A 17,719-nucleotide genomic window follows, 5' to 3' on the forward strand; every position below is an offset into this window, starting at 1 on the left:
AGCAAACCAGATTCTAGTCCTGTCTTGCCGGGTCTAGCATTGTTTCGTGAAGGCTTCCTCCACGAGTCAGCGAACTTGCGAGGTACCGAGGGGGTCACACCGTTGACAGGGTAGAGATCGCGATTGGCGCGGTCCTGACCGAGAGGCGTGACCATGTCCGATCCCCGCACAACTGCCCCAACGGGTGTCCCTGAGCGGCTGACCTTGTCCAGCCCTGATGCGTTCCTCGCGGCCATTCCGCACCTGCTGGGCTTTCCTCCCCGCGATTCCGTCGTCCTGGTTGGTCTGGCCGATGATGGCTCAGGGCGTGAGACGATTCGGCTGACCCAGCGGTTCGATCGCCCAGGTACAGACTTGACCGCTTTACAGCTGGCTGACCTCGCTCAGGCCGCCACCGATCCCATGGCGGCAAGTGGCTCGACCTCGGTGATTGTCGCGGTCTTCGGGGATGAGAACCCGGCCCGTACCGATGTGCTGCCAGCCACTGGCCTGGTCGACCAGCTGGTTGAGGCCTTGGACGAGCGTGACCTGTGGGTCAAGGACGCGCTGTATACCGATGGGGCCTCGCGCTGGTCGTATGGCTGCCAGAACCCCGCGTGCTGCCCCATCGAAGGGGCGCCGATCGCAGATGAGTTGCGCACGATGATTGCCGCGGAGTTCGCCGGGGCCGGCGCGGCGATGGCCCCGTCTCGACAGGCCCTCCGGGATGAGGTCGCCCCGGATTCAACTTCGATCGAACGCGTGGCTGAGCTGATCCCGGCGCATGCGGCCCCCTCCGGCGATGTGGAGGGGTGGCGCGATGAGGCCATCGGCCAGATCGCCGGCCTGCGCCAGGATCCGGCCCCGTCACCTCAGACCATCGCGGCGGTCACCGCCGGCCTGCAGGACATCCGCGTGCGCGACACCGCGCTGTGGGAAATGGCCCACGACAGCACTGACTCGACCAACACCATGTCCGGACTGAACGCGGCACTGCGCAGCGCCCCAGACGGCTATGTCGCGCCGGTCGCAACAACGCTGGCCATTCAGCACTGGACCCGCGGCGACGGAGCCCGCGCGAACGCCTGCCTGGACCGGGCAGCCGACGATGACCCGAACTACTCGCTGGCCTCGATGGTCAGTACGGCAATCGGTCGCGCTCTGCCGCCGTCATCGTGGACCGAAGTCATGCAGCAACTGGATCGGACCAGCTGCCGCCACGGGAACTCTGCTCCGCCCCAGGCCTGGTCTGTGCGGCGATCACCGTCGATGCCGATGACCGCGTCCGGCCCAACCTTGGCCATCTGACCTTTCCGCGTGAGCACGTCCAGCGCAGCGCTCCATGCGTCGCGCCCCCGCTGCCCGAATAATTTCCTGATTGGAGTTGCTATGCGAACAACGAATCTGCGCTTAATCGAATGCCAGGTGTCCCGCCGTGCCACGCCTCTGAACCGCGCCTGGTCCTGGGCCAGCGCCATCCGCACCACGATTGACACTGCGCCCACAAGGCTCTGCTGCTGGGACTTGCCCCCGCAGCCGCTCGCGTGGTTAGCCCTCGAGATGCAGTGGGCCTGCGAGGACCTCGTGGAAGCCGGCGCCTGGCCAAGCGATGTCGACCTCGATCTCCCGGGCATCAAGAGCCCATGCCAAGTGCGCCAACTCGTCGAGTCGATGCTCACACACCTCCAGTCACTGTCCAGCGCTGACATCGAAGAATCCACCGTTCTGGTGGAAACGCGCGCCCGGGCAAGGGCATGCCTGCTCGCACTCCAGAGCGATCGGCGAGATGGCGTGCGCGCTGCGGATGCAGCGTGACTGCCCCATCGACCGTCGGCGCGCGCCAGGCGCGTGCGAGCCGGACCCCGGAACAGCGCCAGGCCGACCTTGAGGCAACACTCGCCACATTGCAGGCTGGCGTTGCATCGCTGCAGACCTCGGACGGCTGGCGGGCGTGGCTGGATTTTGCTGCGCGCATGCCCGCGTACTCACTCAACAACCAACTGCTCATCGTGGCGCAGCGACCGACCGCATCAGCCGTTGCCAGTTACACCGCTTGGAAGTCACTTGGACGACAGGTGCGCCGGGGAGGGACCGGGATCCGGATCCTGGCACCCACGACCCGAAGGATTACTCGGGATGGGGGCGCGGACGCGGACGACAACGCAGCGCCCGAGCCTGACGATGCTGACGTTCGGGAGCAGTCTCGACGCGTGTTGACGGGTTTTCGCACGGTGGCGGTCTTCGACGTGGCCCAGACTGACGGCGACCCGCTGCCAGTGCCGCAACGCCCCGCACTGCTGCAGGGACAAGCACCTGAAGGACTGTGGGGCGCCCTTGCGCATCAGGTTGCTGCGGCCAATTTCACGCTCACCCGCGTCGCAGATGCGGCCATGATCGGTGGCGCGAATGGCGTGACGGATTTCGGAGCCCGCACAGTTCGGGTGCGCATGGACGTCAGTGAAGCGCAGGCCGTTAAGACGCTGGCCCATGAACTTGGGCATGTGATGTTGCATGATCCGGCGTCCGATCCGACCTGGTCGATGCCGTGCCGGGAAGTCAAAGAAGTCGAGGCCGAGTCCGTGGCATACGTGGTCACAGCTCATGCTGGGCTTGACTCATCGGAGTACACCTTCGGCTACGTCGCCGGGTGGTCCGCGGGGACTTCACCTGAGGTGATCACCAAGGTTGCTGGTCGCGTGCTCGCGACCGCGCGCAGCATCACGGAACGACTCGACCTCCCTGCAGCTGCGGAACTTGTCGACCACGCAGTTTCCGGTACTCGGCTTGACATGCAAGTACGGGATCGCCTCAAGCCAGCTCAACTCTCGCCAGCTGGAGCAGGCACGCACTCGCTAACGCAGTAACGAGTTCTCGCGGTCTGTGGTGCGGGTTCGACGGCTATGCCCAGGAGATCGACGGTGGCTGCTGCGTGGTGCCGGGAGCTGTGGCGTCGACGCCTTGACTGCGTGCGTGTTCGAGGACTGGTTCGACCTCATTGGTGTAGTCATCTAGGCCGCGATCCTGTGCGATGGCTTGCAGGGCCTTGCCTGTGGACCAGTGGATGGCGTTGCGGGCATGGAACACCGCGATGGTTGCCCCTGTCGTACCGGTGAGATCGACGTCGGTGAGATCGGCCCCAGCCAGGGCCGCCCCAGTGACGTCTGCATTTGTGAGATTGGCTTTGGCGAGATCGGCGCGCAGGAAGGACGCTGATCGGGCGTCTGCGCCGGTCAGGTTCGCGCCTGCCAGGCAGGCGCCATCAAAGACCGCCCCGGTGAGGTCGGCGTTGGCTAGGCAGGCGCCCGAGAAATCGGCCCGTCGGAGGTCGGCGTTGGCCAGGCAGGCGCCCGTGAGGTCCGCCGCGGTAAGCGTTGCGCCGTGCAGAACCGCTCCGCTCAGATCCGCGCCAGGGAATTTGGCACCGCGAAGGTCTGCCCCTGTGAAGTCGGCACCGTCCAGTTGGGCGCCGGTGAAGTCCGCGCCAGCCAGATCGGCACGGATGAACCGGGCATCAGACAGCGCCGCTCCTGCGAATGGTCCTGCCAGCACAGTTGAAGCGGGCTTGGGATCGGGTTCTGCCATGTGTGCCTCCAACGTGACGTGCGTGCTTCCTGCGGGCGTGACGGACGAGCACTCGCCGAGTTGCGCGAAGTGTCCTACTTAGTCAACGGTGTCAGCGGGCTCGGTACCGACCGTTTTCGCCACGTTCACGAGCTGGCTCGCGCCTGAGAGTTGCTGCCGTCGCTGTCCGGGTCGATCGCGGCCAGGCGCCAGATGCCGTCGGCGATGGCTTGCGCACGTTTGGCCTTGGTGTCGAAGTGCACCAGACCCAAGTATTCGTTGATGAGCTGTCCGTTGAGGAAGGCGCTCAATTCCCAAGCCTGCACGTCGGGACGCGCCCATCCTGCGGCCTTGCCAGCCTCTAGCCCTTGCGCCAGTGCGGCCTCGCGCGGCTTCAAGACGTGCTCTTGCACGGCGGCAAGGAGTTCAGGCGTGCTGTGGGCGTGCGTGATGACCGTTGCCAGTAGGCGGGGCAGTCGCATCGGTAGCAGCGAACTTTCGCGAGCAGCGGCCAGGATCCTGTCCCGAGGGGTTCCCAAGCGATTCAGGTCAGTAGCCAATGCGGGCATCTGCCGGATTGCGGCTACGGCAAGATCGACCAGCGAGGGATAGTGGCGGTAGATGGTCCTGCGATTGATTCCACTGGAGGCCGCCAGGGCGTCGACGGTGAAGCCGTCATAGCCCCGCTCGACCAGAAGATCCAGTGCGTGCGCAGCGATCGATGCGTGCAACTGGGTCCATGCGGCGCCACCGGTGTGGACACCCTTGATGGCTTTCGATGGGTTCGCTGACATACCAGCATCGTATTGCACGCTGCGGCAAATATCTGTCACAGACTTGTGCTGGTCTATGAATGTTTCATTTCTGTAAAAGTGACATCAAGCCTTTGTCAGAACCATTGTTTACCTTGTTATAAGTGTCATAGTTCTCTGTATAGCCATTCGGTCAAACAAGGAGAACATCATGAAGACCAACCGCAAGGCAACCCTGGCCATCACCACCCTGGCAGCGGGAACCCTGATCTACGCACCAGCTGCATTCGCCGATCCCGTCGCATCCAGCGTCATCGCCCAGGACCCGACGCCCGCACCCACCGTTGCACCGGACGCGACCGTGATCGGTGTGGACGCCAACATCGTTGGCGGCCTGACCGTCACCGGCGCGGCAGGCAAGCCCGTCACTGTGACCGCCAAAGGTCAAGCCCCGCGCATGGCTACTGCTGGCCCTGGTGCTCCGGTGGTGTTTCGCAAGCTGTCCACCGGCGTCCCGTATGCCGTAGCGATCGCCGGCAGGACCATCGGCATCGCAACACCGCTGGCAGCTCCCGGCGCAGCCTTCGGACTCACCGTTTCGACAACGACAACCCCGGGATCCGTGCAACTGGACTGGCAGCACCAGACCGCGCGCAGCGAAGGCAAGGTCAGCTACACCATCACGGCCACTCCAACCGGTACGCAACTGCGCACTGCTGCAGAAGTCGCGCCGGTGCGCGCAATAGCCAACGTGACCAGCGCAACCTTGACCGGCCTGAACCCCGACACCCTGTACACCTTCACCGTCACCCCCACCAACACCGCAGCCACGGGACAAGCCTCATCGGCAACGATGACCCGTACCCTCGCCGACCTGTCCGCTGCCAACAAGCCAGCAGCTGTAGCTATACCACTGCCCAAGGCCGCTGACCCTGCTCCAGCCCCCGCACCGGCTTCGGCACCTACTCCTGCCGGCCCAACCACGCGCACGATCTACGTCTGCCCCACCGGATTCACCGACGCGGGATCACTGTGCAACAAGACGCAGACGTACACCTTCCACTCCGTGACCACCACAAGCCCCTACAGCTATCACCAGCAGTTCGTGCAAACCGGATCGCACACCGACTACTCCGCCTCACCAAACGGTGGCACCTACTACGCGCAAGATGCCTGGAACGGCAACGATGGCAGCCCCGCGGGCTACTACGCCGTCATCCCCGACGGGTACTACGCAACAGTCAAGGACGCCCCGCCTACCGGGTACACCGACAACGGGTCCGCGTACAGCAAGACCGAACTCGTCAAGGACACAGCCCCTGTCGGCTATAGCGACAACGGAACCGCCTGGATCACCACCGCAGCCAAGGTCGCCCAAGAAGTCCCCGCCTAGACAGGCAGACAGCTCCACAGCTGCTTCGACTACAGCCCGCCATCACCCCAAACCTCATAGAGAAGGCACAGCCATGCGTAACAACGAACTGGAATCACTGATCAACGACCCCGACCTGAACACGCCAGCCGCGGCCCGCGTCCTGCTGGCCTTGGCGCAAAGCGTCTCGCGAGGCGACCCGGACATCGCCGGCGACGTCACCATCCTGCTGACCGAACGCCTCATGCCAGGCGGAGCCATCCGCACGCGCCTGACCACCCACGCGAACCCGGCTGCGCTGCTGACCCTCGCGGCCAAGAACGCCGCCGCACAAGCCTATGAGTCCGCCGGCCGTTACAAACGCACCATTCCCCTGACCGAAGACGGCGACCTTGCCGCCATAGAACCGGCCCCATCGCCATTCTCCCCAACCATCGGGATCTTCGACCTCCTAGAAGACCTCGGTTGGACACTGGCGCACCTGGAGATGCTGGCCATCCCCCGCAAGCGACCCGGGCGTTCGGTCCACCCAGGCATCGAAGCCGCCCTCGAAAGGGTCGCATCGTGCTTTGGGATCCCCGTGCGGTGCCCAGGCTGCCCCACCGACATGGAGCTCCTTCGCTTGGACCTGCGCGGCCCGACTTCCTGGCCGCACCTAGTACCCGTACTACACGAATGGGGATGGGCCCACGAAGTCATCGACCTCATCACCACGTCGCCGGTCAACATCGCGCAGTGGCGAGATCTCGACATCCGACCACCAGCCCGGCAGGAGCGACGCATGGTCGAGATCGCCCGCAAGATGCGTGTCGAGCCTTGGCTGCTGCAGGACTCCCAGGCGATCCGCGACTCCGTGCGCACCACGCGTAGCAGGGCACCCCGCATCCAGATCGCCACGCCCCAGGGGTGGGGAGCCTGCGAAATGGCGTCGTAAATGCGAGGTACCGAGGGGGTGGGGCCGTTGATAAGGCAGAAGCACAATTCGTCCCCGCCCGGAGGTACCCGTGAACACCATCAGCGCCAGACCCATTACGCCTGGCGACATCGTCGCCGCCTTAGGCCACTGCGACCCCGACCAACTCGCCGCCGCCCTGGCCACCTGCCCAGACCCAGCGTTCGCGCAGCTAGCAGAAGCTGTTCTGGAAGCGGCCGTGCGCAAGGCCACCTACCCGCGCGCGCAGGTCATCGCCGAAGCGGACGCATTGCTGTATCAAGTGCTGTGCTCTCCAGTCGCCGACGCAACCCCCAACGGTGTCACCATGGATCCAGCCACCTACGCCCGCCACTCGGGCGCCAGCATCGCCGAAGCCGAACAGGTCCTGCAGCACATCGCATCAACCGAATCCCAAGCCTGCGACCAGTTGCTGGCCTCCGGAGTCGAACCCAACTTCACCCTTGAGCAAGCACAGGTCTACGACTGCATCGTGGCCTTGCGCAAACAACAGCGAGTCCCGACCCGCCAGCTTGTCCGCGACCACGCCACCTCCGTTGCCGCATCAGCCATGCGTCCCGATGATGGAAATGAGCCCATCATCTACGCCTCAGATCCGACGCTTCTGCCTCGGATCGTGAGTCCGTCGCCAAAGGTTCATGTACTGCTGTGGCTCGACCGCATGGACGCGAACCCCCGAACGCCAGGAATCCTCGAGGATCGAATTGCATATCTCCAGGATGCGAAGACGTCCATGGGCCAGGCTGCTCGAATATCCAGCGAGTTGGTACACCACGTCGAAGGCCCCAGGTGGCCGAAAACTCGTCCGAGTTCTTCCACACCTTCATTTCAACTGGCAGGTTGAGATGGCCTCCACCTCAATGGCTGCTAACGTGGACAGCCTTCTGACGATCGAGCAAGCAGCTGAGATCCTCGCGGTGAACACACGCATGATTCGCCGTCTCGTCGAGAGTCGGCGCATCGCCTTCGTGAAGGTGGGGAGGCATGTGCGGTTTCGCGAATCGGACCTCGTGAGCGCCATGCAAGCGTGGACGATCCAGCCGTCTGCACGATCCGTATCCCGCCGGGGCTGATCCGTAGGTCTCCTGTGAACGCTCGAGGCTGTATTATGAGTGACCAACGTAACGAATTTCGTAACGATAGCCACTCTTTAGGGAAATTCATGCCGACTGCCAGCGAACTCGCAGACTGGCTCCTGTCTCGCGGACGCAGCGCCGTGACCACGGAGCAAGCCGCCGAGCTCCTCGGGGTGCAGCGCGACCAGGTGCGGGTTCGCCTGCACAAGCCGGTGGCCGATGGCAGCCTGTTCAGCCCTGGCCGCGGCCTGTGGATCGCGATTGCGCCGAAGTACCGCACCTGGGGGGCTCCACCAGCCGTGGAGTTCATCGACACACTCATGACGCACCTGGACCGGGCCTACTACGTGGGTTGGCTATCAGCAGCTGAGATCCATGGCGCCGCTCATCAACGCCCGCAGGCAACGCAGATTGCCGTGGACCGGCCCACTGAGAATCGATCCTTCGGGCGGGCGCATCTGCGCTTCTACCGCCAGTCGAAAGCCGCGGGCCTGCCTCGTCAACATCACAGCGTGGAGTCCGGGCAGGTGTGGATCTCAACGCCTGAGCTGACCGCTGTGGATCTCGTGGACCGCCCTGAACTGGGCGGCGGGGTCAGCAATGTCGCAACCGTGCTGTACGAACTCGCCGAGAGCGTTCCATTGGACCCCGAAGGTCTTGCAGTTGTCGCCGCGGGGTTTTCGACCACGGCCGTCCGCCGGCTCGGATTCCTGCTGGACCTGGTCGGAGCCGACGTCGACACCGGCCCGCTGGGCCACCGTGCAACCGTGCAACCAATGGGCCATCCCGCACTGCTGGATCCACGCATGCCCCGACGTGGCCATGTCGACCTCCGGTGGGGCATCTGCGTGAATACCGATGTGGAGCCCGACCTGTGATCCCAGCCGCGTTCGTCACCGACTGGAGCCTGCACGCTCCGTGGCCCACCATGGCCCAGGTGGAGCAGGATCTGCTGCTCAGCCGGGTGCTCATTGAGATCTACCGCGACCCGTACCTCAGTCGCGAACTCGTCTTCCGCGGCGGAACATGCCTGCACAAGCTGCACCTGAATCCGCCTCGCCGCTACAGCGAGGACCTGGACTTCGTGCGAACCACGCAGTCAGGCATCGCCCCCATCACGCAGGCAGTCAGCGCCCTGGGTCAACGCCTGGGCTTCGAGGTCTCCACACGCATCAGCCAGCAGCCGAAGATCTACTTGCGCACAAGAGCTGCGGACGGCTCGACCCTGCGGATCAAGGTCGAGATCAACACGCACGAGCGCTCCCCCGCCCTCCCGCTTATCGCCATCCCGCACGTCGTCGGATCGCCGTGGTGGACGGGCCAGGCGGAAATTCTCACCTTCACCCCAGCCGAACTGGTGTCAACGAAGATTCGCGCCCTGCACCAGCGCAAGAAGGGCCGCGATCTGTTCGACCTGTGGCTAGCCCTCACGGACCTTGGTATCGATCCGGACGACATCCTTGCCGCCTACCCCACCTACGCCCCGCCCGGGCTCACCTCAAAGCGCGCCGAGGCAGACCTGCGTGCCAAGATGGCTGACCCCGGCTTCCGCGAGGACATCGCACCACTGGTTGAGCCTTGGCCCATCGGCTACAACATCGATGCCGCCGGTGAACTGGTCATCGCGCAGCTGCTCAGCAAACTCCCTCGCCCCTGAACCTTCCGCGTGACCTCACGACGCAGAACGAAGTCAGCAGTTCACATCGCGGCATTCGCCCTGTACAGCCTAGGTTGACCTGACCGATTCGCCCGATTTCGGCGTGCAATAGGCGTGCAATAGCGACCCGCAGGTCGAGATCGAACTGAACTCCCCCCGTTGAGGTGCAACCCCTTACGTGGCAATATCTTTCCGGCGTGCAATAGGCGTGCAATAGTGAGAGGGGTCAAGAGGGCACGAAAGGGGCTCAGCGGCAATCCTCGAATAGAGAAAACCCCTTGATTTACAAGGGGTTTTCTCGGTGGGGCGGGCGGGGCTCGAACCCGCGACGACCAGATTATGAGTCCGGGGCTCTAACCAGCTGAGCTACCGCCCCCCAACGAGCACTGCACTCTACTGAAGTGGCAGTGGGCGCCCTCGCGCCTCAGCGCTGCTCACGCCCTGCAGAAGTCACTCGTCCTGCCGCTGGCCGGATCTGCGGCCGGCAGTGTGGCGACTCGCGCCTTCTGCTGCGGTGGCAGCAATTCCAGCCAGCACAGCGCATGTCCGGCCAGCGCGAAGTCCTGTGCATGCTGCCCAGCCCAGACCGGACTGGCGGCACTGGCATTGGTCGACCGGTAGTCGTAGACGCCCCAGTCGAGGAAGACATTGGGAGCGGGCCTGGTGACGCCCACCTGGGTGGCGAGGAGCTCGCCAGCCGCCACGGGTACGGGCGGGCTGACGAAGGTGGTGCGCGAGTCGTTCTCCTGCGGGGCAGGGAACCTGTCAGCGATGGCCTGCATCCGCGGCGCGAGCACCAGCAGATGACCCAGCCGATTCATGATGCCGCACGGGCTCATGATGTCGAAGGTGTACTGCACCTCGCCGCTGACGAGATAGCGGGCCCCGAGCACAACGGAGCCGGCCATCGGGGCGTGGACCGCAATCGCGTTGTCCGCGTTCGAGTCGAACCTGAACCCGCCATGCGCCTTGTAGTTGCCGCCACGGGTCTGCCCTGGATAGAGGATCGATGTGGCCCGCGCGACGTCGACGGGAGGCTCGATCACCAGTGGCGCCGGGCACACGGGAGGCGTTCCGTTGGCGCGCCATCCGTCAGCGGTGGGTGACCACGTGATGCTGTTTGCCGATCCGAGTTGCTGGCCCTGCTGGGAGCCGCCACCACTGGAGTTCCCCTGCGGCATCCAGACCAGGCCCTTGGCTGTTCTCACGCAGACGGACTTGGTGCCAGCGATCGTTGCTCGAGCTCCCGCCTTCGTGCAGGCGCGTTGGGCCGTCGGAGCGGCAGCGGACCCTGGTACTGCTGTCATGCCCACGATGCTGACAGCGATCACGACGGTCAGCGCTCGTAGCCGACTCATGGCGAGCATCGGCTCACTTCGGGATCGCATTGGTCAATGATCGTGCAACGAGCACGCCGAAGCCGAGCGAAGGTGAGACCTCCGAGCCGTAGTACATGAGCCACTTGTTCTTGCCACTGCTGATGATGTCGGGGTCACCACCGCCCGAGATGACGAACTTCTCGCTGCCGAAGGCTGTGCCGTTGGCGCTCGTGGACATGAAGATGCCGTACGAAGCGCCACGGTCGGCCGCGTAATAGAGCGCGATCCGGCCCTTGGCATCCGTCAGGGCGAATGGGTGCGAGCCGCTCATGGCCAACTGCGGACCCATGGTCCATGTGAGCATGTCGGTCGAGGTCGCCGTGCGCATGACTCGTTCGGCCTGCACCCCCGGCTTCTCGAGATTGGAGAAGTAGGCACGGTAGCCGCCCGCAACCCTCACGAGGCTGAGCGTGCCGGGTTCGAAGCCGGCCTGGGCGCTGGTGATGACTGGCCCCTCCTCGGTGAACGTGAGCCCGTTGTCTGTGCTGATCGCCGCAGTGATGGTGCCAGCACTGGTGTAGAAGAGCCGGATGCGACTGGCATCCACGCGCACGGCGCGCGGCTGCCCGGCCATCGACTTCAGTGGCGCCACCGAGTCAGCGACGAACTTCGTCCCGGTAGCGTCCGTCGAGGTCGCCGTGCGCAATCCCGTGGGGTTGACCCACGAGTACAGACGGATGCGGCCGTCGGCGAGGCGGATCGCTGTCGGATCGGCCACCTGCTTGCCTGTGCCGCCGAAGGTGTCCTGCGTGAGCACTGGGCCGACAGACTTGAAGATGCCCGCGGTCTTGGCCGCCGCGGCCGGCTTGGGCGGCGCGGCCGGGGCACCCGTGGCATTGCCAACCGGAGCACCGGCTGCCGGCTTCGAGCTCGGCGCCCATGTGCCATTGATGCATTCGATGGCTCCCGCCCCCAATGGCTTGACCTCGCCGGGCTTGCTGCAGGGCTCGCCCGGCAGCTCAGCGGCACTTGCCAACGAGTCGCCGACGACAAGCGCGGCGAGTACGACGGACACGGAAAGCGCGGTGCGCACCATGGTGTGCTTTGTCATGTGCCGAGGCTAGTGGGCCAGAGTCTCCGGAGCCACAGATCCACGCCACGGTCCTCGCCCAGACCAGGGTCGCGATCGAATGCTCCGTTGAGCAGTCTGCGCGTGACGATCCTGGTCAGGCGCTCGCCGAGCGTGGTGTTCGTCTCTTCACTCGTTGCCAGCACGGCTGGCGCAGCGGCGCACCGGTCCGTGGTTGCATTGCTGCAATGGAATCGCTGCGGATCACGTTACGGGTGAAGCCAGGGGCCTCCCGCGCACGCGTCGGTGGCTCCTACGGCGAGCCCGCGGTGCTGATCGTCGCTGTGCATGCGCAGCCGGTCGACGGCCAGGCCAACGCGGCTGTGATCGATGCGCTTGCCACAGCGCTCGACGTGCGCAGGGCCGAGGTGAGCGTCGTGACCGGTCACACAGGTCGCACGAAGGTGGTCGAGATCGAGTGCGCTGATGCTGCCGCAGTGCAGGCGCGCGTCGACGAGCTGCTGCAGGCCTAGGCCTTCTTGACCACGCTCGACTTGAGCATCATCGGGCCGAAGCCGTCGACTTTTGCGTCGATGTCGTGATCACCCGCACCTTGCACCAATCTGATGTCGCGCACCTTGGTGCCGACCTTGAGCGGTGACGCGCTGCCCTTGACCTTGACATCTTTGATGATGGTCACCGAATCGCCGTCGGTCAGAACATTGCCCACGGCATCGCGAGTGACAACTGCCGCGGTGCCGTCATCTGCACCGTCTTGCATTGACCACTCATGGGCGCACTCCGGGCACACAAACAGCCCACTCAATTCGTACGTGAACTCGCAACTGCACAGCGGGCATGGGGGCGTCTGGTCCATACCGCGAACCTAGCCCTTGATGTTTGGGAACCTCTTCTGGGCTTCTTCCAGAGCGATCTCCGCACGCTGCTGGGCAACCCTGCGGGGTGCTGGTCCGTAGCCCTTCTCAGCGTTCTCCTTGCGCCAGTCCGCAACATCGCCAGCGTGACCGGTGATCTCCATCATTTGCAAACTGTTCTGCAGGCTGACACGCATGCCCATCGTCTCCCAGGTGCGCTTTACTCCTGCCTTGATGCCCATCAACACCGAAAGCGGAGCCTGCGCGATCTGCCAGGCAATGAGTTCAGCCGTCTGCTCGAGTTCGTCAAGCGGCACCACACGATTGACCATGCCAATGCGCTTTGCCTCGTGCGCGTCGATGGTCTGCGAGAGGTAGAGGTATTCATAGGTCTGGTGGAAGTTCATCGTGACCCAAGGCTCGATCAGCGTCTCGCCGCCGGGGAAGCCCAGACCTTGTGGCAATGGCATCTGGAAGTACGCATCTTCTGAAGCGATAACGATGTCGTTCAGGAGTGCGAAGTAGGTGCCACCGCCGATGCAGTAGCCCTGGACGGCCGAAATGGTCGGCTTGCGGAACTCCCAAAGGTGGAGCACTGGCCACGTGAACAGCTTGGCCTGTCCGGCCCACGGGTGGCCGTGCTCGGCCGCCTCGGCAAACTCCGGGTAAGCAGGACCGCCGCTGGCGGGCACATCATGTCCGGCAGAGAAGCCCCTGCCATTGGCCTTCATGATGACGACCTTGATGTTGTAGTCGTTCTCCGCGTCGTTCAGGGAGTTCTCGACGTCCCAGACCATCGCTGAACTCTGGGCATTGGCCTTCTCTGGGCGGTTCAAGATGATGCGAGCGATAGGCCCGTCCTTCTCATAGATAACGGCCTCAAGTTCATGACGTTCCATGGGATTCACCCTTCGCTCGCATCAATTGGTCGGAGTACCTCGGGGACCCTAGCCGCTTTACCCCGTATGCCGAGGTCAAATCCGACCTTTGGGGCAAGCTTGGATCCGCCGGGTCCGGGGCCATCTGTGAGGGGAATTCGGGGCTTTGCCCACGCCACGGTTATCTTGAGGTACTGCTCCGCCACAGCCGTGTGTCGATCGGGGGTCAGAGGATGGGTCGCATCAAGGACGCCACGAGCGTCCGTGCTGCCCTCAGGATGATCTTGGGCGCAGTTGCCGCCTTGGGTTTGGTCTTCTTCATTGCCCAGATCCCATCTGGAACTATTACCGAGGCCGCGCCCGCGGCGAGTTCCAGCGCGACACCGCAAGCTGATGTTGCGCCTCAGTTGAGCACGGCTGATGCGGCTGCTTGCGGACTTCTGCAAAGGGCACTCTTGCGCGTTGCCCGAGGGATGGACTTCGACCGTGCCCTCACCAATTACGCGTTCGTGCCATGGACAACAGGGCTGCCGAGTTCAAATATGCGTGGGGTGTTCAACGCGTTCCACCGCGCCACTTCGCTTCAGCGCAACTACATGCAAGGTGAAGCCACACAGCAGGAAGCAGCAGATTCGTTCAACAGTTCGGTTGCGGCATACGCCCAAATCTGCGAGGTCGGCGCCTGAGAAACTCGCAAGAGCGATGGTTGAGTTCAGACGGAGATGACGACTTTGCCCACGTGCTCCTGAGCACGCAGATGCCTGTAGGCATCTTGTGCTTGTTCAAATGCAAAGACTCGATCGACTACGGGTTGCATAGCGTTGACGTCAATCGCCGCAACCATTTCGGAGAACATCCGACGACTCCCGACGTACACCCCTCGTAAGTTCGCACTTCGAGAAAGCAGCGGAAAGGGATCGATTGGTGCCTGCCCAGAGACCATGCCGATCAGCGCAATCTCGCCACCGAATCGGGTGCAACTCATTGAACGCTGCAATGTGGCTCCACCGCCGACCTCAACTACAAGATCAACACCCGCACCACCAGTGGCATCGAGGACCTCAAGTTGCCATTCCTCGCTCGTGCGGTAGTTGATGGTCACGTCTGCGCCAAGTTCGCGCATGCGCTCCAGCTTCGCATCGCTGCTCGAGGTGATGATCGCGCGGGCTCCAAGCATCTTCGCGAATTGAAGGCCAAATACCGAGACTCCGCCTGTGCCAAGCAAGAGGACCGTTGAGCCTGCGCGGATGTGTTGGCCCTCGACCAGCGCGTTCCAGGCAGTGAGCCCGGCGCACGGCAAGGTCGCCGTCTGTTCATCCGTCCAGTTGCGAGGGGATGTGACAACGCCGTCTTGGGACAGGATCACGGTCTCGGCGAGCATCCCGTCGATGCTGCCACCCAGAGCCGCCTCGTGGTATTTGGCTTCCATCCGGCCGTCGAGCCAGTCTTGAAAGAAGCAGCCCGCGACGCGATCACCAACAGCGACAGCACTGACTCCATCGCCGATAGCACTCACGGTTCCAGCGCCATCTGAGAGTGGGATGCGGTTGCTCGCACTGCGCGCAAGCAACAAGTCGCGGAAGTTGAGTGAGGTGGCACCTACTCGAACTGCGATCTCACCTGGTCCGGGGGCCTGATCAGGCAGATTTCGTATTTCTAAGCCTAGAATTCCGGCGCCAGTCAGTACTTGTGCTCGCATGCGGCCACATTACTAAGCAGCTGAGCTCCCCCATCTGGACTCGAACCAGAAACCCTTCGATTAACAGTCGAATGCTCTGCCAATTGAGCTATGGGGGATTAATTGCGGCCCGCAGAGAATAGCAAGGCGCTGGACCCTCACTCGCCACAGGTCAAATACCCAGTGCTGACCGCAATTCGTTCAATGCGAAATCGGCTTGCGCCCGAATTTCGGGATCAGTTGGGTCCACGCCTTCATCGAAAACCACAGTCCAGGAAATTTCATCTCCGGCTTGGCGTCGAGCCGCGGCCAAGCATTGCGAGCCGTTGGCAAGAATCAATTTCTCGCTGACGATGACATTGGCTGTGACCTGAGTGTGGACAGCGGCTGGCAGATTTCCCGGCTCGGCCAGCGGGATGCGCAGCCTTTGACTCGTGCCTCCAACTTGCTCCGTCGTCAGTTCAAGGAATGGCTCGTTCCAGTGAGCCCGGATGATGTTCACCCACGGAATGACAGCACCCTTGGCATAAATGGCAGAGTTCGTGGCAATCACGAAGAGCTCCGGATCGCGTTGATCCGGCGCCCAAGCGATGACCCGCTCACTTGCCGGAACACCTGCCGCCTCGCGCGCAGTTTTCGGCAGGCGATTCTTGGCAACCTTGGTGAACAGGCTCATGTCTGCTCGCCCAAGGCCGCGGCCTGCAAAGAGCGTCGATAGGTCTCAAGCTCAAGCAGCTGGGTGAAGAGTTCTTGGTGCTCCTCGCCCTGCTCTTCGGAGGCAGTGCGCTGGAGGCGTCCGCGCACATCGAGGATTCTGCGACCGGCATCAAGCTCAAGAAGTCGAGCGATGAGACTGGTGGCATAACGATCGCTGTTGATGGCGTCCGATGGCAGTGGATCTACCGACAGCTCACGGACCATTCGACGCACCTCATCGTCAGGTGATGCTGCAAGTACGGCATCGATCCACCGAAGGCCGTCGACTCTGGCAGTGGGTAATCCGGCGATCACAATGGCGGTGTGCACCTCGCGAGCTCGCGGGTGCGTAAAGGCAGAGGCTTCAAGTGCCGGGTACCACTCTTCGACAGCCGAAGGCAGTTGCAGAGCGCACTTCAAGGCCTCGCGCTCAATGGTGAAAGCCGGACCATCAGCGATTGGGATCTCCTGAGTCGGAGTTGGTCTTGGCTCAGCCGCGGGCGCCTGATTGAAACTCGGGCGCTGAGTTGGCGCTGGACGCTGGCCAACGGCAGCAGTCACGGCCGCAACGTCAAGCCCCAACCAACCGGCAAGCAAGCGAGTGTACTCGGGTCGGAGGGCAGCGTCCTTGATCTTCGCAACCACAGGTGCGGCTTCGCGCAAGGCAGCTATTCGCCCTTCGGCGCGCTCAAGATCGTGACCCGCCAGTATCGACTTGATCGCAAACTGGAAGAGCGGCACTCGGTGATCCACAAGCGCGACCACCGCTTCATCACCTTTGGCAAGACGCAGATCACAAGGATCCATACCGGAGGGCTCAACTGCGACAAAGGTATTGGTGACAAAGCGCTGATCTTCGTCGAAGGCGCGAAGCGCGGCCTTCTGCCCAGCTGCGTCACCATCGAAGGTGAACACCACCTCACCGCGCATCTGATCGTCATCCATCAGAAGTCGTCGCAGCACCTTGATGTGGTCGGATCCGAATGACGTGCCACAGGTAGCGACCGCAGTGGTGATGCCGGCCAAATGACAGGCCATCACGTCGGTGTAGCCCTCGACGATGACTGCCTGCTGTTGTTTGGAGATTTCCTTGCGAGCCATATCGAGCCCGTAGAGCACCTGACTCTTCTTATAGATAGGCGTCTCAGGTGTGTTCAAATATTTGGGACCGTCATCATCTTCATAGAGCTTGCGAGCGCCAAAGCCGATCACATCGCCGCTCAACTCGCGAATTGGCCAGACCAGACGCCCGCGGAAGCGGTCGTAGACGCCACGATTGCCTTGGCTCAGCAGCCCACCGGCAAGCAACTCGGCGTCAGTGAACCCCTGCTTGCGCAGAGTGTTCAAGAGCGCATCCCAGGATTTCGGTGCGTAACCGACCCCGAAATTCTTGGCCGAGTCAGCATCAAAGCCTCGGGAGTTCAGAAAATCACGGCCGATCTGAGCATCAGGACTGGCCAACTGTTCGAGATAGAACTGTGCGGCTAATTTATGCGCCTCAACCAAACGGGTGCGCTGCCCCTGCTGCCGGTTGATCGCTGCTCCACCATCGACATAGCGCAGTTCGACACCCGTCTTGCCAGCGAGCTTTTCAACAGATTCAGCGAAACTCAGATGATCGATCTTCTGCAGGAACCCAAGAACATCGCCGCCCTCACCGCAGCCAAAGCAGTACCACATGCCTCGACTTGGAGTGACATGAAAACTGGGTGATCGCTCCTCATGGAAGGGGCAAAGCCCCTTGAGGGAGCCACCTCCGGCGGACTTCAGAGTGACGTATTCACGGACCACATCGTCGATGCGGGCTCGCTCGCGCACCAGAGCGATGTCTTCATCGCGAATCCGGCCTGCCATG

Annotated in this window: 20 protein-coding genes and 2 tRNA genes; 11 read left to right on the top strand and 11 right to left on the bottom strand. The window is 63.0% G+C overall.

The window, feature by feature from the left end; all coding sequences use genetic code 11:
• The first annotated feature begins 153 nt into the window (after positions 1-153).
• The 3 genes from Q7L55_05135 to Q7L55_05145 all read left to right on the top strand — a co-directional run bounded on the left by Q7L55_05135 (position 154) and on the right by Q7L55_05145 (position 2,843).
• Positions 154-1,287: a DUF4192 domain-containing protein gene (locus tag Q7L55_05135; GenBank protein MDO8731943.1), complete on the top strand. Its 1,134-nt coding sequence runs from the start codon at positions 154-156 to the stop codon at positions 1,285-1,287.
• Positions 1,288-1,368: 81 nt separating this feature from the next.
• A complete protein-coding gene (locus Q7L55_05140; GenBank protein MDO8731944.1) occupies positions 1,369-1,794 on the top strand; it encodes a hypothetical protein in 426 nt (141 codons plus the stop codon).
• A complete protein-coding gene (locus Q7L55_05145; GenBank protein ID MDO8731945.1) occupies positions 1,791-2,843 on the top strand; it encodes an ArdC-like ssDNA-binding domain-containing protein in 1,053 nt (350 codons plus the stop codon). The genes Q7L55_05140 and Q7L55_05145 overlap by 4 nt, the downstream gene beginning before the upstream one ends.
• A 34-nt stretch (positions 2,844-2,877) precedes the next feature.
• On the opposite strand, the gene Q7L55_05150 is transcribed toward Q7L55_05145, so the two are convergent.
• A complete protein-coding gene (locus Q7L55_05150; protein MDO8731946.1) occupies positions 2,878-3,561 on the bottom strand; it encodes a pentapeptide repeat-containing protein in 684 nt (227 codons plus the stop codon).
• Between the two features lie 125 nt (positions 3,562-3,686).
• Complete coding sequence (locus Q7L55_05155) at positions 3,687-4,334, bottom strand: TetR/AcrR family transcriptional regulator (protein MDO8731947.1); 648 nt, start codon at positions 4,332-4,334, stop codon at positions 3,687-3,689.
• Between the two features lie 169 nt (positions 4,335-4,503).
• On the opposite strand from Q7L55_05155, the gene Q7L55_05160 reads away from it, so the two are divergent.
• From Q7L55_05160 to Q7L55_05185, 6 genes are all read left to right on the top strand, one after another.
• Positions 4,504-5,685, top strand: a complete 1,182-nt coding sequence (locus tag Q7L55_05160) for a fibronectin type III domain-containing protein (GenBank protein ID MDO8731948.1) — start codon at positions 4,504-4,506, stop codon at positions 5,683-5,685.
• 73 nt (positions 5,686-5,758) lie between these two features.
• A complete protein-coding gene (locus Q7L55_05165) occupies positions 5,759-6,598 on the top strand; it encodes a hypothetical protein (GenBank protein MDO8731949.1) in 840 nt (279 codons plus the stop codon).
• 70 nt (positions 6,599-6,668) lie between these two features.
• Positions 6,669-7,460, top strand: coding sequence for a hypothetical protein (locus tag Q7L55_05170; protein MDO8731950.1), 792 nt, complete (start codon positions 6,669-6,671; stop codon positions 7,458-7,460).
• Between the two features lie 16 nt (positions 7,461-7,476).
• A complete protein-coding gene (locus Q7L55_05175; GenBank protein ID MDO8731951.1) occupies positions 7,477-7,689 on the top strand; it encodes a helix-turn-helix domain-containing protein in 213 nt (70 codons plus the stop codon).
• Between the two features lie 89 nt (positions 7,690-7,778).
• Positions 7,779-8,570, top strand: coding sequence for a type IV toxin-antitoxin system AbiEi family antitoxin (locus tag Q7L55_05180; protein ID MDO8731952.1), 792 nt, complete (start codon positions 7,779-7,781; stop codon positions 8,568-8,570).
• Positions 8,567-9,349 carry a nucleotidyl transferase AbiEii/AbiGii toxin family protein gene (locus Q7L55_05185; protein MDO8731953.1) on the top strand — a complete coding sequence of 261 codons (783 nt, stop codon included), beginning with the start codon at positions 8,567-8,569 and terminating at the stop codon, positions 9,347-9,349. Before Q7L55_05180 ends, Q7L55_05185 begins: the two co-directional genes overlap by 4 nt.
• 302 nt (positions 9,350-9,651) lie before the next feature.
• Here the strand turns inward: Q7L55_05185 and Q7L55_05190 are convergent.
• From Q7L55_05190 to Q7L55_05200, 3 genes are all read right to left on the bottom strand, one after another.
• Positions 9,652-9,725: transfer RNA gene (locus Q7L55_05190), tRNA-Ile, on the bottom strand.
• Between the two features lie 58 nt (positions 9,726-9,783).
• Positions 9,784-10,737 carry a hypothetical protein gene (locus tag Q7L55_05195; protein MDO8731954.1) on the bottom strand — a complete coding sequence of 318 codons (954 nt, stop codon included), beginning with the start codon at positions 10,735-10,737 and terminating at the stop codon, positions 9,784-9,786.
• Entirely contained in the window at positions 10,721-11,779 is a 1,059-nt protein-coding gene (locus Q7L55_05200) for an exo-alpha-sialidase (protein ID MDO8731955.1), read from the bottom strand. The genes Q7L55_05195 and Q7L55_05200 overlap by 17 nt, the downstream gene beginning before the upstream one ends.
• A gap of 215 nt (positions 11,780-11,994) precedes the next feature.
• Between Q7L55_05200 and Q7L55_05205 the strand changes: the two genes are divergently transcribed.
• On the top strand, positions 11,995-12,270 hold the full coding sequence (locus Q7L55_05205) for a DUF167 domain-containing protein (protein ID MDO8731956.1): 276 nt from the start codon (positions 11,995-11,997) through the stop codon (positions 12,268-12,270).
• Here the strand turns inward: Q7L55_05205 and Q7L55_05210 are convergent.
• Together Q7L55_05210 and Q7L55_05215 are read right to left on the bottom strand one after the other, a co-directional pair.
• Complete coding sequence (locus tag Q7L55_05210; GenBank protein ID MDO8731957.1) at positions 12,267-12,614, bottom strand: zinc ribbon domain-containing protein YjdM; 348 nt, start codon at positions 12,612-12,614, stop codon at positions 12,267-12,269. The two genes, Q7L55_05205 and Q7L55_05210, sit on opposite strands and share 4 nt — an antisense overlap.
• Positions 12,615-12,623: 9 nt before the next feature.
• The gene (locus tag Q7L55_05215) at positions 12,624-13,511 is read right to left on the bottom strand and encodes an enoyl-CoA hydratase-related protein (protein ID MDO8731958.1); all 888 of its coding nucleotides are present in this window, start codon (positions 13,509-13,511) and stop codon (positions 12,624-12,626) included.
• A 212-nt stretch (positions 13,512-13,723) separates the two neighbouring features.
• Between Q7L55_05215 and Q7L55_05220 the strand changes: the two genes are divergently transcribed.
• On the top strand, positions 13,724-14,176 hold the full coding sequence (locus tag Q7L55_05220; protein MDO8731959.1) for a hypothetical protein: 453 nt from the start codon (positions 13,724-13,726) through the stop codon (positions 14,174-14,176).
• A 26-nt stretch (positions 14,177-14,202) separates the two neighbouring features.
• Here the strand turns inward: Q7L55_05220 and Q7L55_05225 are convergent, their stop codons facing one another.
• The 4 genes from Q7L55_05225 to dnaG form a co-directional block, all read right to left on the bottom strand.
• Positions 14,203-15,189, bottom strand: coding sequence for an NAD(P)-dependent alcohol dehydrogenase (locus tag Q7L55_05225; GenBank protein MDO8731960.1), 987 nt, complete (start codon positions 15,187-15,189; stop codon positions 14,203-14,205).
• Positions 15,190-15,214: 25 nt separating this feature from the next.
• Positions 15,215-15,287: transfer RNA gene (locus Q7L55_05230), tRNA-Asn, on the bottom strand.
• Between the two features lie 53 nt (positions 15,288-15,340).
• Entirely contained in the window at positions 15,341-15,844 is a 504-nt protein-coding gene (locus tag Q7L55_05235; protein ID MDO8731961.1) for a hypothetical protein, read from the bottom strand.
• Positions 15,841-17,718 (bottom strand): DNA primase, encoded by a 1,878-nt coding sequence (dnaG, locus tag Q7L55_05240; GenBank protein MDO8731962.1) that lies wholly within the window; start codon positions 17,716-17,718, stop codon positions 15,841-15,843. Before dnaG ends, Q7L55_05235 begins: the two co-directional genes overlap by 4 nt.
• Position 17,719 lies beyond the last annotated feature (1 nt).

Source organism: Actinomycetota bacterium (assembly GCA_030650795.1).
GTDB lineage: Bacteria > Actinomycetota > Actinomycetes > S36-B12 > S36-B12 > UBA11398.

Coding starts and splice junctions, on each gene's coding strand:
- Q7L55_05135 (MDO8731943.1), top strand. CDS start 154: ATGTCCGATCCCCGCACAACTGCCCCAACGGGTGTCCCTGAGCGGCTG.
- Q7L55_05140 (MDO8731944.1), top strand. CDS start 1,369: ATGCGAACAACGAATCTGCGCTTAATCGAATGCCAGGTGTCCCGCCGT.
- Q7L55_05150 (MDO8731946.1), bottom strand. CDS start 3,561: ATGGCAGAACCCGATCCCAAGCCCGCTTCAACTGTGCTGGCAGGACCA.
- Q7L55_05155 (MDO8731947.1), bottom strand. CDS start 4,334: ATGTCAGCGAACCCATCGAAAGCCATCAAGGGTGTCCACACCGGTGGC.
- Q7L55_05160 (MDO8731948.1), top strand. CDS start 4,504: ATGAAGACCAACCGCAAGGCAACCCTGGCCATCACCACCCTGGCAGCG.
- Q7L55_05165 (MDO8731949.1), top strand. CDS start 5,759: ATGCGTAACAACGAACTGGAATCACTGATCAACGACCCCGACCTGAAC.
- Q7L55_05175 (MDO8731951.1), top strand. CDS start 7,477: ATGGCTGCTAACGTGGACAGCCTTCTGACGATCGAGCAAGCAGCTGAG.
- Q7L55_05180 (MDO8731952.1), top strand. CDS start 7,779: ATGCCGACTGCCAGCGAACTCGCAGACTGGCTCCTGTCTCGCGGACGC.
- Q7L55_05195 (MDO8731954.1), bottom strand. CDS start 10,737: ATGCGATCCCGAAGTGAGCCGATGCTCGCCATGAGTCGGCTACGAGCG.
- Q7L55_05200 (MDO8731955.1), bottom strand. CDS start 11,779: ATGACAAAGCACACCATGGTGCGCACCGCGCTTTCCGTGTCCGTCGTA.
- Q7L55_05210 (MDO8731957.1), bottom strand. CDS start 12,614: ATGGACCAGACGCCCCCATGCCCGCTGTGCAGTTGCGAGTTCACGTAC.
- Q7L55_05215 (MDO8731958.1), bottom strand. CDS start 13,511: ATGGAACGTCATGAACTTGAGGCCGTTATCTATGAGAAGGACGGGCCT.
- Q7L55_05220 (MDO8731959.1), top strand. CDS start 13,724: ATGGGTCGCATCAAGGACGCCACGAGCGTCCGTGCTGCCCTCAGGATG.
- Q7L55_05225 (MDO8731960.1), bottom strand. CDS start 15,189: ATGCGAGCACAAGTACTGACTGGCGCCGGAATTCTAGGCTTAGAAATA.
- Q7L55_05235 (MDO8731961.1), bottom strand. CDS start 15,844: ATGAGCCTGTTCACCAAGGTTGCCAAGAATCGCCTGCCGAAAACTGCG.
- dnaG (MDO8731962.1), bottom strand. CDS start 17,718: ATGGCAGGCCGGATTCGCGATGAAGACATCGCTCTGGTGCGCGAGCGA.